The 15,647-nt window shown below is 60.1% G+C and carries 11 protein-coding genes; 2 read left to right on the plus strand and 9 right to left on the minus strand.

The features are described 5' to 3' along the window. Window positions 1-111: 111 nt before the first annotated feature. From AKN83_RS03560 to AKN83_RS03600, 9 genes are all read right to left on the minus strand, one after another. Window positions 112-636: a hypothetical protein gene (locus AKN83_RS03560; RefSeq protein ID WP_050406571.1), complete on the minus strand. Its 525-nt coding sequence runs from the start codon at window positions 634-636 to the stop codon at window positions 112-114. A gap of 79 nt (window positions 637-715) precedes the next feature. Beyond that, window positions 716-1,345 (minus strand): acyl-homoserine-lactone synthase, encoded by a 630-nt coding sequence (locus AKN83_RS03565; RefSeq protein WP_050406572.1) that lies wholly within the window; start codon window positions 1,343-1,345, stop codon window positions 716-718. 191 nt (window positions 1,346-1,536) lie between these two features. Continuing rightward, window positions 1,537-2,262: a helix-turn-helix transcriptional regulator gene (locus tag AKN83_RS03570; protein ID WP_050406573.1), complete on the minus strand. Its 726-nt coding sequence runs from the start codon at window positions 2,260-2,262 to the stop codon at window positions 1,537-1,539. A 136-nt stretch (window positions 2,263-2,398) separates the two neighbouring features. Next, complete coding sequence (locus AKN83_RS03575; protein ID WP_050406574.1) at window positions 2,399-5,485, minus strand: alpha-mannosidase; 3,087 nt, start codon at window positions 5,483-5,485, stop codon at window positions 2,399-2,401. 2 nt (window positions 5,486-5,487) lie between these two features. After that, the gene (locus AKN83_RS38095; RefSeq protein WP_172803478.1) at window positions 5,488-6,645 is read right to left on the minus strand and encodes an AGE family epimerase/isomerase; all 1,158 of its coding nucleotides are present in this window, start codon (window positions 6,643-6,645) and stop codon (window positions 5,488-5,490) included. A 247-nt stretch (window positions 6,646-6,892) separates the two neighbouring features. Further along, window positions 6,893-7,768 (minus strand): SDR family oxidoreductase, encoded by an 876-nt coding sequence (locus tag AKN83_RS03585; RefSeq protein WP_244521871.1) that lies wholly within the window; start codon window positions 7,766-7,768, stop codon window positions 6,893-6,895. A gap of 58 nt (window positions 7,769-7,826) precedes the next feature. Then, on the minus strand, window positions 7,827-9,047 hold the full coding sequence (locus AKN83_RS03590; protein ID WP_050406576.1) for a serine hydrolase domain-containing protein: 1,221 nt from the start codon (window positions 9,045-9,047) through the stop codon (window positions 7,827-7,829). Beyond that, entirely contained in the window at window positions 9,034-10,653 is a 1,620-nt protein-coding gene (locus tag AKN83_RS03595; RefSeq protein WP_050406577.1) for an MFS transporter, read from the minus strand. Before AKN83_RS03595 ends, AKN83_RS03590 begins: the two co-directional genes overlap by 14 nt. A 12-nt stretch (window positions 10,654-10,665) precedes the next feature. Next, window positions 10,666-12,264 (minus strand): carbohydrate porin, encoded by a 1,599-nt coding sequence (locus AKN83_RS03600; RefSeq protein WP_157113192.1) that lies wholly within the window; start codon window positions 12,262-12,264, stop codon window positions 10,666-10,668. 36 nt (window positions 12,265-12,300) lie between these two features. Here AKN83_RS03600 and AKN83_RS03605 point away from each other — a divergent pair, with 36 nt between their 5' ends. Next, complete coding sequence (locus AKN83_RS03605; protein ID WP_244521922.1) at window positions 12,301-14,073, plus strand: AMP-binding protein; 1,773 nt, start codon at window positions 12,301-12,303, stop codon at window positions 14,071-14,073. Continuing rightward, window positions 14,073-15,281: a TetR/AcrR family transcriptional regulator gene (locus AKN83_RS03610; RefSeq protein ID WP_050406580.1), complete on the plus strand. Its 1,209-nt coding sequence runs from the start codon at window positions 14,073-14,075 to the stop codon at window positions 15,279-15,281. Before AKN83_RS03605 ends, AKN83_RS03610 begins: the two co-directional genes overlap by 1 nt. Window positions 15,282-15,647: the final 366 nt, after the last annotated feature.

Raw genomic sequence — 15,647 nt, forward strand, 5'->3', positions numbered from 1 at the left:
ATACGGGAGCGCCGCCCATCCCGCCGATGGGGATAGCAAACAAAAGAGCGCCGGCCGCTTGAGGCCGGCTCAGCGCCGCCCCGCGAAATGCGCGACCGTCCTCATCACGGGTCAGCCCAAGAATTGTCTAACCATTTGCCTGAGAGCCCGGTCGCCGATCTGAACCGACCACTCCAGCACGGTTTGGCGGAGGGTCGTTGGTATGACGCCGTGAAGGACAAGCCGCTTGATAACCAGGGCCTCGTCGCCCTCGCACCGCTGGCACGACAGATCGAGCAGCAATCGCACATTGTAGCCAAGCCACGCCCCCTGCAGCGCGAGCATCAAGATGTCCTCGTCGATCCAGCCCCCGCCCAAGAGAACGCAGCAGCCCTGTGAGGCTTCCATATCGGCGATGAATTCAGTATCCGTCCAAAGATCGAGCGGGTCACTCGAAAGACGGCTGATCGATGGGTCCAGGGCAGCCGAGCCGAGGTCTCCAATAGCGAAGGCCCGGATAGCGAACCACGCATGGCAGGCAGCAAGAAGCCTGAGGCTTTCTCTCGCTTTTCGCGCCCGCGCACAGGCTTCACCTGCTGAAAAGACCCAGGCAGGATTCACAAGAACAACCCTGCTCGTTCGAGAATCTGCCAGCATGCCCGAAACCAATCGACTTTAGACAATTCCTTACCGTGATACGCCGAGCCATCATGCTCCGCCTGCGAAAGACGCCAGCTCAGGCTTGTTCCATGGAAATGCCAAGGACGGGCGACGAGATATGGGCCTGCCGGCATAATGTGGAGAACGCGCTGTCATTGCCGTGCAGGTACCCGGCTAATGCCATCGTTCTGCCCAACGGCCGCGGTGGTGCGATGCGTTGCAGAGGCCATCCCGCCCGACGAAGAATTCGCTCCATCCGGACGTCGGTGACGGTGACGATCGAGCAGGACTCAGTGCGTCGCAGATACTCGATCATGGCAGCAAACAGCATGAAAGTCGCACGGCTTAGTCCTCCGGACGTCGAATCCGCGAGTTTTTGCGTATCAACACAAAAACGGGAGCTTTCGAGGATCCGACGATCGCGCGGCATCGGTGCGCCTGCAAGCAACGAGGCGAATACTTCGCCAAGCATCGTTGGGCCGGTGGTCGGCAACAGACGCACACAACCCAGCACTTCCTTGCGATCGGACAAGACGGCCAGATAGGATGGACTGAGCGTATCGAAGATGTCGAGCTCCATGCCGTCACTGACAGATACGTCCCATTCGAGCCGATCGTGGAATATCCGCCGCCTGAGCTGATACATCCGCGTTAGCAGATCAACGTTCTCTCCAAACTGATGACTCTCGATTGCGACGGCGTGCATGCATAGTCTCCCGACCCTCGGCGGAGACCACACAATCAGAGCGTGTTATTCGCTTCACCTGTTGAATCTGACAGGATGCAAACGTCGGGAAGAATGATCTAGTCACATCAAACTACGTACGAAGCCGATGAACTCAACTTAGAGTCATTCTTACCCGATCCAGGGGCCGCGCCGGCTCCCTTCCCGGCGGCTCATGAGAGCAGACCCCGCCGAAGCGCCTCGGCGACGCATTGCGCAATCGACGACGCGCCAAGCTTGGCCCGTGCGTTCTCAAGATGGAACGATACGGTTCGCGGCGAAATGCCGACGAGAACGGCAATATCGCTCATGGTCTTCCCCTGAGCGCTCCAGCTCAGACATTGTCGCTCGCGTTGCGTCAAGATGTCTGGATTTGAACACTCCGGATGTCCGCGCGTCCGCGCCGACAGGTGCGCATGAAAATAGAATGCAATCAGTTGAATGACCTCCAGCAGGTTCTGTTCCGGATGCTCGATCGACGGTGACCTCTCATCCATGGCGAGCGTGAAGGCTACGGTCCGGCCAAACCCGCCCCTGATAGGAACCGTGAGTCCCGCCTTGATACCGAAAGTCCTGGCTTCATCGAAGAAATGGCGCTCTGGCTGGCCGGCTGTCCGATCCGGAGCGGCGCTCCCCCAGTCGAACAGCTTGTTTTCGCGGGATGCGCGGCGGATCACTGGATCCAGCCGTTGATAGTCATGTTCGGCATATCGCCGCGTCCAGCTCCTTGGATAGGACGAGATGATGGCAGGCTTTCCGCTCGCAACATCGAGGTAGGCGAACCAGCGAAATCCCAGCTGCTCGGTTACCCGCGTTGCAACCCTTTCAAAGCCGCTTGCGTCCTCAGCCGTGTGAATGGCATCGGCGAACTCTTCGAGCAGACGGTCAGGTGCCTTCATGAGCCGGCAACCCGTTTCCCGATGCGAGCCTCAATATCGAGTGCTTTCTTGGCTCGCCTCGCAGGTTGCGATTGTAGCGCGACGACGATACGCGTGGCTCGATCATCGCGCTCTCGAGCGAGCATGGAATGTCATTCTATCCATCCCGCATGGCAGCTTGGAACACCCGGAGTGTTGCGATCTGGAACGGGCGCAGGGACAGGTAGCAGGTCCGGCTGCCGGCCGGGATGGCCTCAAGTCGATCTTCAAGAATGTTGCTCGTCCACACCGATGCAACATCGACGCCAAAATCGAGCATCGCACGAGCCTCAACGCCCGAGCTTTCGTAGAGCCGCACCACCCAGCCGCACCCGTCCTCGGCCGGCTTGATCGTATCGACGATCACATTGGGCGGAGACGCCTGCATGAACGACTGTTGTAACGGCTCGTGCGGCCGCCCCTTGATCCAAAGCACCGGACGCGCAAAACGCAGGGCTCTCCCGACCGTATCGGCGGTACGCCAATCGCCTTCGTGGGGATAGATCGCATAGCGCATGCGATGCTGCCCGATGTCGGCCTTCGGATCGGGGGAAGTGGCGCCGCGCAGCAACGTGAGCGCGAGCTGATTTCCGAACGTCGAATAGCCGTGCTTGCAGTCGCTGAACAGCGACACGCCGAAATCCGGTTCCGAGATATCCGACCAGCGATGGCCGGGGACCTCGTACCTGGCGGCGTCCGCATCCGTATTGGCGTGGGTCGGCCTCTCGGTGGCGCCGAACATGGTTTCATAGGTCGCACGCGATGCGCGGCAGGCGACGGGAAACATCACCTTCAGAAGCGTTCGCCGCTCCTGCCAATTGACGGTGGTTTCAAACTCGAGGTGACGAGCACCGGCATCCAATCGGATCACCTGTGTGAGCCAGCTCGCTTTTCCGAGCGCTCGCTCGAACCGCACCTCACTCCTTAGGCCAGCATCCGACAAGACGCTAAAACTTACCTCGCCGGTCAGTTCCCGAGCGGTCTCCAGCGCAAACGGATCGATGTCCCATGCCTCGAAGTCGAGCGGCCTGTCATCAAGCAACAGAAACCGTGCACCGGGCGACGCCAGGGTTTCGCGGCCCGTCGGCAAGTAGACCAGCGATCGAACAAGGCCGGTGCGGTCGATGCGCGCCTTGAGCTGCGAATTCGTCAGCACGAACCCGGCCGGATCGGCCGACAACGTGACGCACTCCTCCGTCGCGGCGGCCTCGCCGGCCGCGAACGGCGCGGCGACCACGTAGCGCAGTGCGCCTTCGGGATCGGGCGTGACCTCGGCGCGCGAGCTGCCGAGACTGTTGACCGGAGTCCAGCCGGCACCTTTGGAGTCGCAGAAGGCGGCCAGCAGTGCCTGGATGCGGCATTTGGCCTGTTCCTCGACCGTAGCGAGGTCGGCCTCTGCCCTCTCATAGACCTCGCGAATGCTGCTTCCTGGAATGATGTCGTGAAACTGATTGACCAGCAGCGTGCGCCACAATCCTTCGATGTCCGCTGCCGACGGTGCCGGCAGCTCCCAGACATGCGCAATCGTAGCCACGAATTCGAGGGCCTGAAGGCTGGCCTCGCATGCGCGGTTGAGACGCTTGATCTCTCCCTGTGTCGTGTAGGTACCGCGATGATATTCAAGATAGAGCTCTCCCTCGATCGTGGCCAGATCTTCAGCTGATGTCGCCAGGCGATCGAAAAACTCGTCTACGGTACGAATTCGGATCCTTGGCACACCTTGCAAGTCTTTCGCGCGCTGCAGCGTCTCGAGCATCGTCTCGTCGGGCCCGCCGCCGCCGTCGCCATAGCCAAACAGATAGAGTGCGTCGCCCGACCGGTCGGCGTCCTTGTAATTCGCTGCGTGATAGCGGAGCTCCGCGACATGCGCTGAGCCATTGTAAGTGTCCGCAGGTGGAAAATGGGTCAGCACCGTGGTGCCGTCGATGCCGCGCCAGTTGAAACTGTGATGCGGCGGCGAGGTGAACTTGTTCCAGGACAGCTTCTGCGTCAGGAATCGAGACATGCCCGCGAGCTGCATAAGCTGCGGCAGCTGGCTGTCATAGCCGAATACGTCGGGATTCCAGAACACGTCGGAACGTTTGCCGAAGGTCCGCTCGAAGTAGCGCTGGCCATAAAGGAATTGGCGGCAAATCGACTCGCCCCAGGGCAGGTTGCAGTCCGGCTCCACCCAACTGCCGCCGACAGGAATCCATTGTCCGGCCTGGACCTTGGCGCGGATTCGCGCGAACAGGCCGGGGTCGTTCTGTTCTATGATGGCGTATTGATAGGCCTGTGAACACGCGAACTTGAAATCAGGATAGCGATCCATCAGCGCAATCGCCGTCGAGAAGCTGCGCTGGGCCTTGCGGCGGGTTTCGTCCAATGGCCACAGCCAGGCCGTATCGAGGTGAGCATGCCCGATCGCCGACAGTTCATGGGCTACGCTGCCGTTGCGCGCAGCAAGCAAGTTGCCGAGTATCGCTTGCGCCGGCGGCCATGTCGCTCGATCGTCGGGATCGGCGAGGTTGCATACCCGGTTGAGGTCATGCAGCAACCGGCCGGCCCATGTTCGATCCAAGGCCGATTGCACCGCCTCGCCGACGCCTCCGTACGATCTCGGCTTGTTCGAGGGATCGCGATCGCCTTCGAGCTGGCGAAGGACATCAAAATCAAAATAGAATGCCGAGGCGTCTTGGTCGAAGCGGCGCAGCTCGCACGCCGCCAGCGCATACGCTTGCGGTTCGCTGCCAAAGGCGCCGAACAGGCCATTGCAGGCAATCTCGACATGGAAGGTGAAGCGCTCTCCCCCACGTGCCGAGCCGAACAGCGTCGCAATGTGGCGGCCAGGATTAAGGCCTTGCGACGAGAGGCCATCCAGCCAAAGCAAGGCTTCCGAGCGGCTATCCCAATAGAGGTCTACTCTCGCACCGGCCCAGTTCTCCGGCACTTCGGCCGCAACGCGGACCCAATAGGTCGCCCAAAGCGGCCCGAGTGTCTGGCCCAGGGAAACCGGCCGATAGTCGAGCTTCAGTGCCTCTTGCGGATCGATGCGTTCCGTCGGACCGGCGAGCTCGAGGGAAACCGCCGGCACACGATCGGAGTGAACCCTGCGCAGCAACCTCTGCGCAAAGCGTTCCAATCGGCCGCGCGTGTACCTTGGGTAGCGCCCGCGTGCCCGGGCGACCACCGGGTCTTCCGTGCGCCTGTCCATCCTGTCGATCATTCCTAACCCGTATTGAAGCCGGCAGCGTCGCCGGGACCACATCCGATCACCGAGATTCCCGAAGAGCTCGATGCCGGCACCGCCGCGCGCCGCTGGATCGCCTGATCAAGAGTATCTATCGCGCATACCAGATGGTAAAGTGAGCTCGCTGTGGCTGCTTCGGAGAATTCCCCGTTCGCGGACATCCGGTCCCACCATAGCCCCTTGATGGGCGTCTGCAGAAATCGCTCGAGGCTTTCGCCCGCTTCGGCGGCTACGGCCCACCACGCGTCTCCCCCGCGCTCCGCGCGTGCAACCGCCGCTTTCAGCCGTTCGGTTTGAGGCCAGAGGCGGGATGTGTCTTCAAGTACCGTGAAATCGTCAAGAATTGTGTCGACGACGACCGATCGAGGGCGCGCCACACCACGCTCTTCACCGATTTTCTGTAGTTGATCGACAGCCCGATAGACGGCGTCATTCCCAGTCGAATTGGCCCACTTCGTGAGAAGCCAAGACCATTCGAACTGATGTCCGGGTTCGACGACGCGACCGGCGATACCGGCCTGAGGTGACCAATCAGCGTTGAAGCATTCGTAGATCGCCCCTCCAGCTCCGATGAACCGTGCGAGCGCCAAGTCGACGATCTCCTGCGCCAACTGATGCCAGGTTCCGCTAGCGTCAAGCTCGATCCAGGCCAAGCATGCCTCGAGAAGGTGCATGTGCGGGTTCGAATATCGTAGCGATGACGGGCGGTCGCTCTCTGAAAAACCGCCGGCGGGATGCCGACATGTTCTAATCAGGCAATCACGCACCGAATGTGCAAGGCGCTCGGCTCGCCGCCTGGAATGCCGGGCCACCGCAGCGCCGGCAAGCATGGCGAACGCCTGATCATAGAGCGTCGCTCCATCTGACAGAATCATACCGTCATGTGAGAGCAGACATCGAAAGAGCCCGTCCGGGCACCCAAAATCGACGAAGTATCTGTCGACGCCGCGCAGCACCTGCTTGACGTCTATTCGGGCGCCCAGCCGATTGGCCGTGAGCAGTGCGTAAATTTGGCGTGCCGGCACTCTGGCTCTCCGGGCGGCCACCACCGGATGGCCGCCTTGGGAAATGGCTTCACAGAAACTGCCGGCGGCATCGAGACCGACACTCGTCCACAGCGGAATAGCGTCATCCAATAGCCAGGCTCTCAGCCTTTGATGCACATGTCGGGCCGCGGTGAAGCCCGTCCTCGGATCGGCCAACCGCGTCGAAGATGACTGACCTTCCATCTATCTGACACCTATCGTGTGGTAAGAAGTGTGATGCTGGCATGCGAACGTGACCGCGAGAGTTCGGTTCCGAGCTCTTTGTGTCGAGATCATCGAGGAGGCCAGAAGATCTGGACGTCACTCGATTTCCCGAACACACCAGGGCTCCGCCGGCCTAGGATCCATCGACTTGCAGACGGCCGAGCCCCTTCGCGCGCTCGGGCTCATCGCGCGAGAAGTTGACCGCATCCGCGGAGCTGTCTCCGAGGCTGACGCCACCATCGCAATTCAGAATGGCGCCCGTAATGTAGCTTGCCAGGTCAGACGCCAAAAACAGTGCAAGGTTCGCAACATCGTCCTTGGAGCCGTAGTCGCGCAACGGGATTCGCGCCTTCGCCTGTGCTTCGAGTTCAGTCGTAGGCGCAAGCCGCGCCATGCCGACGGTATCCGCTATTGGCCCCGGCGAGATCGCATTCACTCGCACTCCAGCGGGACCCCACTCCATCGCGAGGCATTTCGTCAGCATGTTGACCCCGGCCTTCGCGGCGCAGGCATGAGCTTGAAACATGCTCGGGGTCACGCCCTGCGGCGCCGTGATCGAGATCAGGGAGGCACCGGGTCTACGCAGATATGGAAATGCCGCCCTCAGTACGTTGAAGGTACCGATCAGGTCGATATCGACAACCGTCCTGAAGGCATTGGCCGACATTCCCATCGCCGGAGCAAGGAAGTTTCCGGCCGCTCCGGATACCACGATATCGATGTTTCCGAAGCACTCCACCGTCTGCGCCAGGGCAGCATCAACCGGGCCGTAGTCCCGCACGTCGGCGACGAGCCCGATAGCCTCGTGTCCATCAGCCAGGAGGGTTCGGGCGGCCTCCGATATCCGGTCCTGACTGCGACTGACGACGGCGATCCTCGCGCCAGCATTTGCCAGAGCGCGGCCGATAGCGAGATTGATTCCGCCAGATGCACCGGCGATGAATGCGACCTTGCCTTTAAGGGAGCTCGCCTTGTCGCTGAGAAGCATTGATGTTTGACGCACGTGCATGTTGGCACTTCCATGTTCGATTAGATTGCAAAGTCGGGCAAGCGAAGGGGTCTGAATTCTACTTCTTCCACACGCATTTGAGATTCGATCGATAGCCGAGAGCTCGGTAGGTCGCATCCACGAGCGACTGTCCTCGGCTGTTGAGCAGAAGTCCGGTCCCCAACAGGTTCATCGTATATCCAAAGCTCAGGCGCGCCTGCGGATCTGCGAATCCCAACGACCCGCCCGCTCCCGCGTGACCGAACGCGGCGCTGGATAGCACGCAGCTCTGATCCGTACCCGGCAGGGCGCGGTTATCGATCGACTTCATGAAGCCGAAACTGAACCGCGTCGGCATCAGGAGCGTTGCATCTTCCCTTGCTGCCACCGCTACTTTCCGCAAACGTGCAATCGCGGGCGGCGCCAGCAACCGCTTGCTTGCAACCAACGCGTAGAGACCGGCGAGACCACGGGCATTGGTCACACCGTTGACCGCGGGAATTTCGGCTGCGCGTCCTTCTCGGCTCCTGAAGTCAAAGCCCCCGGTATTGGCAAGGAATAGATGCGCCGGCGAGTCTGGCTGCTGAAGCGCCGCCAGCATGAACCGCGACGTCGGGATCGTCTCGTCGTATTGCGTCTGATAAAGCTCCGCCACAAGGTCCTCGAGATCGACCGGCAGTCCGATCCAGAAATCCAGCCCGTTTGGGATGGCCAGCTCTTCCCGAAAGAATTTGCCAAGGCCGCGTCCGGTGATCCGCCGCACGATCTCGCCGATAATCCATCCGAACGTAAATGCGTGATATCCGCACCGCGACCCTGGCGGCCAGAACGGCTCTGCACGCGCAATGAGATCGGTCATATACGCAACATCATAGAAGCCGCCCGGTTTGACCGCCTCTCGCAGGTGCGGCAAGCCCGCTGTGTGGTTGAGCACCATGGCGACAGTTGTTTTCTCCTTGCCAGCCTGTGCGAATTCCGGCCAATACCGGGCAACTGGTGCATTGAGGTCGAGAAGCCCGCGTTCGACCAGCAGATGGGCACAGAGTGCCGTTGCCCCCTTCGTCGCCGAAAACACCAGAGAGATGGTATCTCGTGTCCAGCGCGCGCCGTTGGAACGTGCTTGCCCGCCCCAGAGGTCGACCACCTTGCGGCCTTCGTGAAAGACGCAAACGCTTGCCCCGAGTTCGCCAAGCTCCGCGAAGTTGGCGCAGAATGCTTGCATGACCGGCTCGAAGTCGCGATCGTAGCGGCCTTCGATCTGGCTGCCACCGATTCTCTTGAGAACATCAATAACGCGCATCTGCTTCTCGATTCCCAGGGCTTGATTGTTGCAAAGCCGGGCTTGCGGCTACTGATCCGCGCGATGCAAGGCGCGCCAGGTTCGCTTCATGAGCTGCGCGTGTAATGGGGAACACAGCGATCAAGCCGATCGAGAGCAGGTACAACATCGCCTGGATCGGAAGCGCGGCAAGCGCCAAATTTCTCAGGACTTCCTCACTAACCTGACCGGGCACTGCCCCTTCCGGAAAATGCACGAAGGTAAGGATCATGCCTGACGTAAAGAGGCCGACGCCTGACACGCATTTCTGCGCGAATGTGTTTGCCGAGAAGAACAGTCCTTCGGAACGCCGCCCGGTTGACAGCTCGCTTTCCTCGCTGACATCCGCAAGCATGGATGCCGTGAGGATTGATGAGCTCACGATCAATGTTAGAGAGATCGTGATCGTGACCAGGAGGATCGGCAGCAGCAGTGGAGATCCATTGGCGGGGAAGCGGTCCGACAGTCGCAGCACGAATGGGCAATAGTAGAAGACGATCGACAGCAGCCAAAGCGCGATGGCCGACCGTTTCTTGCCGAAACGGCGCGACAGCCTTGGCGCGGCGACTGCACCAAGGATCGACGCCGCGAGCACGCCCAGCATCAAGAGCGACAGCTGATCTGAGTTGAAGCCCCAGAAGTAGGTGTTGAAATAGGTGCTCAGCGTGATCTGGATTCCGGCCGCCATGGCACTGCATACGCCGGCGGCCAGCAGGACCAGAAACGCTCGATTGGAGAAGCTCCCGGCCATCTCTCTCAAGGCAGCGAGGAGGCTGCCCGCCTTTCGTCCAGGCTGCTGAAGCCAGGGAATCTGTCGTTGCGTACCGGCCGCAGACGCGAAGATCGCAACGCACATGATGACGCTCGCGACAACTCCGTAGTTTGCATATCCGTCCGGGTTGAGCTGGCCGACAGGATGAGCGCTGTCCGGGCGGAGAAAGACGATGAAGGCAACGAATGCCATGCTGACACCGCCGAACCAAGCAAAAAACGTCCGGTAGCTGAGAAGGCTTGTTCGGACGTCATAGTCGTCCGAGAGCTCGGCGGCCAAGGCGGAACTTGGTATCTCGTAGAGCGCCAGAAAGCTGCGCACGATGATAATGGTCACAAGTAAGTAAGTCGCGAGCGCCGCGTGGCTCCAATTCGACGGTGCATTCCATAAGAGAAGATAGGTCAGTCCGGCCGGCACTGCCGCGACATACATGAAAGGATGGCGTCTCCCCCAGGCGGAGCGCCACCTGTCGGAAACGTGACCTATGATCGGATCGATGAATGCATCGACCAGCAAGGCAACCATCGCGATAGTTCCGACCAATTGTGCGGAAAGGCCCATCACCTGGTTGTAGTAGAGCAGCAGGAGAACGTTGAAGCCGTTGTCCTTGATGCCGAATGCGAGGGAGCCTACACCGTAGAGTAACCGCGTGACCGGATTGATCGGCGGCCTATCCACGATCATCGGTAAAGAAGCCGACCTGTCAAAATTCGCTCTGAGATTCATGTTGAACACCTCTTTCGGCGCACGGTCGGGCTCGTAAGCCCGGACCATGTCTTTGCCAGTTGATCCGACGGCTTCGACCGCCAGGAGCACGCACCGCGCGGCTCAGAACGCGGTCGTCAAGCTCGCCATGAAGTTGAGTGAATTCTTCAGCCGCGGAGTGGCGCTCGGATGCACGTTGTAGCTGGTGCCCAGCATGAGATAGACGCCCGGATTCAGCCGAAACGAGTTGCTGACCGTTACCGACGCATAATCACCGAAAGGCCTGATCCCGGTGAGTGCAGCCTGAAAATCGAGAGCTGATTTGCTCAGTGTGGTGTAGCCAAAGATTAGAGCCGTCTGATCCATCGGGCGCCCGGGAATGATCCCCATGCCATAGACACGTCCCTCGTAGTAGTTCTGGTACATGTTCTTGTTGGGATCGGAAGTCATGTAGAAACCGCCCACGTAGTAGCCTTGATACGCCTCGTAAGGCGCGGACGAGATATGGGAGACCTGGACGTCCGCCGCCGCGTAAAATCCCCAATTCGTGTCGGTCTTGCGCCCGGCGGAAAAGTCGAAATAGGGCGACGTATTGTATAGGCCGCCGGCGCGAACCCAGACGGATCCCTGCGTGGGCGACGAAAACGTCTTGTAGCCAAACTCATCGATGAACAGAGCTTTGGCATCTGGGCTGGATAGCCCAAGGCCGATGGGATTGGCCTGCTGCTCGACGTCAGCGCCGTCCGGCGAGATACTCCGCTGCACGCCCGCCTTGTTGTAAAAATTGTTCGGCAAGTTGATCATGAGGTTGGCGCCGGGCGCTGGCACCCCCTGTCGCGAGAGGCCGAGCTCGTACGGGACTAGGGCTTGGGGCCCAGTCGCCATGCTGGCGGCGACAAGCAGGCCAAGGTAATTCTGCGCGTTGTAAAACACGCCAGCCTGAAGCTGTACGGTATCGTCCATCAACGACTGGAAGTAGTACAGGTTCGCGAACTTTGCTCCTGAAGGGCCGAGCGGCTCCCAGGTTGTTCCGGTCAACATGGCTCCGACGGAGAGCTGACCGCCCGTCAGCCCGACCCGGCCAAGATCGTAGCTGAGTGTCACCTCCGAAAACGAATAGGTCGTTGGTATCTGCCCTTGATAGGTCTGCGGCTTGGGTGGAGCGTTGTTCAGCATATTGGCGGTGAACGTGTTCGTGCTGTAGGCGACATAGCCGATGCCATACTCGGCCAGTGCGGTTCGCAGCCCATTGGGATCCTGAAAGATCGACTCCGCGGCGGGCGGAACCGTTGTGATCCAGCCCTTCATCGACAGCTTGTCGAAAGCCGCAAACTTGATCATCTTCGCGACCTCCGGAGATACTGCTCCGTTAGCAGACGGCGGTGACGCCGTGCTTGGACCTGCAGACCAGGCGCGCGACACCGTTGCGGCCGCAGCAGGGGCCGACTGCACCGAAGGCGCAGCGGCCGCTGCGGCCGGCCGCGGCTTCTTGCGACCAGTTGGTTGTTGCGCAGGAGCCTGCGCTACCTTCGCCTTTCCGGCGCCATCTTCCGTCTCGGCCCGCGCCGGTGCAGCAACGAAGAGCGCCAGCGAAGCACACGCCGCAATCCCAGTGTGAACCGACATTATCGACCGCGCGGTTGCGGGATCGGCCGGGCAGCGCTCCCGCCCTTCGCCAAGCTCACGCCGGCTGCCGACGCGATTTCCCTCAAGCCTCATCATCGTGGAACCTCCCCATGCATATTTTTATGTTTGAGTATGTTATTTTTTGTTCTGGGTATCCTCTACAGCGTTAATCAGCACCTCGTCAAGCATCCATGTCAGATAGAAGTCACAATCAAGAATCCGGGACAATTTCGGGTGATTTGGCAAAACCAAGCAGGCATCGCGAATGCCCGCCGCGGCGACGCATTAGAGCCGCACGAAGCAACTGATCTAAATTTTTGTTTTGGGTTTGTTATTTACAGATTATGGTCAGGGCATCCATGGCGACAAAAACAGGCAGACCAGGCAATGATCGAAACACCCCACGCAGTCTCAATCGGCACGAAAATCACCAATCTTGCCTGGGATTCGCCGTCGGCGGACTGTGTAACCTTCGAGGGGCTCACGTTGTCGCGGCGGGAGCTGCACCTCTCGTCAAACCGGATGGCTCATGCACTCGCAGCAAGAGGCGTCGGCCTGGGGGACTTCGTCACCATCGCCTTGCCCAACGGGCTCGACTTCATGGTCGCGACGTGTGCGGTCCTCAAGCTCGGAGCCATTCCGCAACCGGTCTCCGGAAAGCTGCCGGAGAAGGAGCTTGAGGCAATCCTGTCCCTTGCATGCCCTCGCGTGGTGATCCGCGCCGCGGTCGTACGACCATGCGACGTGACGCCGGCGATGCTACTGGAGGAGTCCATTGATGACACGGATCTGCCCGATCGGATCTCCCCTGCATTGAAGGCTCCGACCTCCGGCGGATCCACCGGGCGGCCGAAGCTGATTGTGTCTGGTCGAGCAGGCGTCGTCCTGCCGGATGAGGGGGATTTCTACGGTATCACGCAGAGTGATATCGCCGTGATGCCGGCGCCGCTCCACCACAATGCCCCGTTCTCGCTGGCACTCACCGCAATTCTTGCGGGTGCTCACCTGGTACTGATGCGCAAGTTCGATCCGGAGGAGCTTCTGCGCATTGTAACGCATCGCCAGGCTACCTGGCTCTATCTCGTGCCCACCATGATGCATCGGATCTGGCAGCTGCCCCAGGAGGTTCGGGACAGGAGCGACATGTCTTCGCTCCGCAACGTCTGGCACATGGCCGCGCCCTGCCCGCCGCGGCTGAAGGAAGCCTGGATCGGATGGATCGGCGCGGACAAACTATGGGAACTATACGGTGGGACAGAAAGCCAGGCGGTAACGGTCATTGGGGGCCACGACTGGCTGCAGCATCGCGGGTCGGTCGGCCGCCCAGCCATGGGCGAGATCGCGGTTCTTGATGAGCATGGACGACTGCTAGCGCCAGGAACTATCGGCACCGTTTACCTCAAAATGCCCAGCAGCGGGTTGCCGACATATCGCTACATCGGTGCCATGGCCGAGCGGATCGGAGAGTGGGAGACGCTGGGCGATCTCGGTTGGATGGACGAGGAAGGCTATCTCTACCTGGCGGACCGGCGCACCGACATGATCCTGGTCGGAGGGGCTAACGTCTTCCCTGCCGAAGTCGAAGCTGCGCTGGAGGAACATCCGCTTGTCGCCTCGAGCGCGGTGATTGGCCTTCCTGACGAGGATCTTGGCCATCGCGTTCATGCCGTTGTTCAAGCGCCTCCTACAATCGACCTGGACGGGCTCAACCGCCATCTGGCAGAACGTCTTGTCAGCTACAAGCGCCCGCGAACAATAGAGATTGTCAGCTATCCGTTGCGGGACGATGCCGGTAAGGTACGACGATTCCAATTGCGGGCCGATCGTATGCCGGGATCGACCAACAGCGAGGCGGCGGGCGTGTCAGACGAAGAGCAAATGACTCTTGGAGGCAGATCGAGGTGATGGCGCCTTCTGCTGCGAATCAGCCCAAGCCGAAGCGCTTCCGCCGGCGTGAGGCGGTACTTGGCGTCGCTATCCAATTGATCAACGATGTCGGCTTGAGGGGAATGACCTTCGTTGAAGTCGCAAACAAGCTCGGCATCGTCGCTACCGGCATTGCTTATTATTTCCGCCGCAAGGAGCAGTTGGCGAGCGCGTGTTATATTTCCTCGCTGGAGCGTATCCAAGGCTTCATCGATTCAGCTGACGGGGCGACGGTCGAAGGTCGACTCAAGTCCTTCCTGTCCAACTATTGCCGGTACCTTGAGGAGGCGACAGCCGGGCGTGCGCTTACGATCGTGCGCTTCGACGAGGTTCGTGTCCTGGCGGACCCTGCTGTGGATCATGCCATCGCTCAGACGTTCGGTAAGTTTCGTAAATTACTTCGTAGTTCCCCGGACCGACATAGCCGCGTTTCCAACGCCCACGCGCACCTGCTCTTCTCCTGGATCTTCTGGATGCCGGCGTTGCTCGAACGACATTCCGAGGATGAATACGACGCAATAGCCGGCATCGTGCTCAGAATTTGGCTGGGGGGTGTTTCGGTTCAACCTTTGATCGGCGGTCGGCTTTACGCTTTGACGTATCAATCTCCGCGCAGGGACGATCGAGCCGAAGATTTCCTGAAAGCCGCAACCAAGGTCCTCAATGAGCAAGGCTATGCAGGTGCGTCGGTCGAGCGCATATCGGCCGCGCTGAACGTTACAAAGGGGTCTTTCTATTACCATAATGAGGCGAAGGACGACCTTGTCGTGTCGTGCTTCGAGCGCTCCCTGGCGCTCGTGCAGACGGCGAAGCACGATGCAGCCAGACTCACCGCCCCGGGGGCGGAGAAACTCTGGGCGTTGGCTGTCCACTTGATCGAACACCAGCTGCTTGGAGAAGCGCCGCTGCTCTCGATGTCTGCCCTGATGACGCTTCCCAAGCATATCCGTGCCGACCTGCTGCATAAATCCGATCGTATTATCAATGGGTTTGTTCTATTGTTCAGCGAGGGTATGCAGGATGGCTCGATTAGAACCACATCGCCGGTCGTGGCCGCTTGGATGCTGTCATCGATGATCAACGCTGCAGTCGATCTGGGGGCGTGGGTTCCTGACCTGACCGTCGACAACGTGGCCGATCTATTCGTGCGGCCGTTCTTTGAAGGTTACACCAAATCATCCGCGTAGTCGGAAACACTCCGCTTCGCCGGCTCAGCGAGATTATCCGGCGCGAGGCATCGAGAGCTCGAGCATTCACCGCTGATTGCCGCCAGGCTACCCGTCATGTCGGCGGCGATGCGACACGTGATTGATCGGTCCAAATCGTCACGCGGGAGCGAGATTGCTTCTCCGCAAGAAACGGCTCATTGCAAGCTCGTCAACGAGCACACCGCCAACTCGGACAAAAGCAAGCTCTCCGCACAAGGGATCGAAGCCGCAAGGCCGTGACGCGAAGCGGTGCGGTTCACGAGAGCCCGTCCCGCATCTTGCGGGAGTGCCATGTCAGTCTGGATCAGTTGGACTGGATTTTGACCGCTTAAAAGATAACCGACC

It is taken from the genome of Bradyrhizobium embrapense, from assembly GCF_001189235.2.
GTDB classification, from domain to species: Bacteria; Pseudomonadota; Alphaproteobacteria; order Rhizobiales; family Xanthobacteraceae; genus Bradyrhizobium; species Bradyrhizobium embrapense.

What these genes read in the sequence shown, in the direction of transcription:
- AKN83_RS03600 (WP_157113192.1), bottom strand. Translation starts at nt 12,264, where the DNA reads ATGATGAGGCTTGAGGGAAATCGCGTCGGCAGCCGGCGTGAGCTTGGC.
- AKN83_RS03560 (WP_050406571.1), bottom strand. Translation starts at nt 636, where the DNA reads ATGCTGGCAGATTCTCGAACGAGCAGGGTTGTTCTTGTGAATCCTGCC.
- AKN83_RS03605 (WP_244521922.1), top strand. Translation starts at nt 12,301, where the DNA reads ATGTTATTTTTTGTTCTGGGTATCCTCTACAGCGTTAATCAGCACCTC.
- AKN83_RS03610 (WP_050406580.1), top strand. Translation starts at nt 14,073, where the DNA reads ATGGCGCCTTCTGCTGCGAATCAGCCCAAGCCGAAGCGCTTCCGCCGG.
- AKN83_RS03565 (WP_050406572.1), bottom strand. Translation starts at nt 1,345, where the DNA reads ATGCACGCCGTCGCAATCGAGAGTCATCAGTTTGGAGAGAACGTTGAT.
- AKN83_RS03575 (WP_050406574.1), bottom strand. Translation starts at nt 5,485, where the DNA reads ATGATCGACAGGATGGACAGGCGCACGGAAGACCCGGTGGTCGCCCGG.
- AKN83_RS03570 (WP_050406573.1), bottom strand. Translation starts at nt 2,262, where the DNA reads ATGAAGGCACCTGACCGTCTGCTCGAAGAGTTCGCCGATGCCATTCAC.
- AKN83_RS03585 (WP_244521871.1), bottom strand. Translation starts at nt 7,768, where the DNA reads ATGCACGTGCGTCAAACATCAATGCTTCTCAGCGACAAGGCGAGCTCC.
- AKN83_RS03590 (WP_050406576.1), bottom strand. Translation starts at nt 9,047, where the DNA reads ATGCGCGTTATTGATGTTCTCAAGAGAATCGGTGGCAGCCAGATCGAA.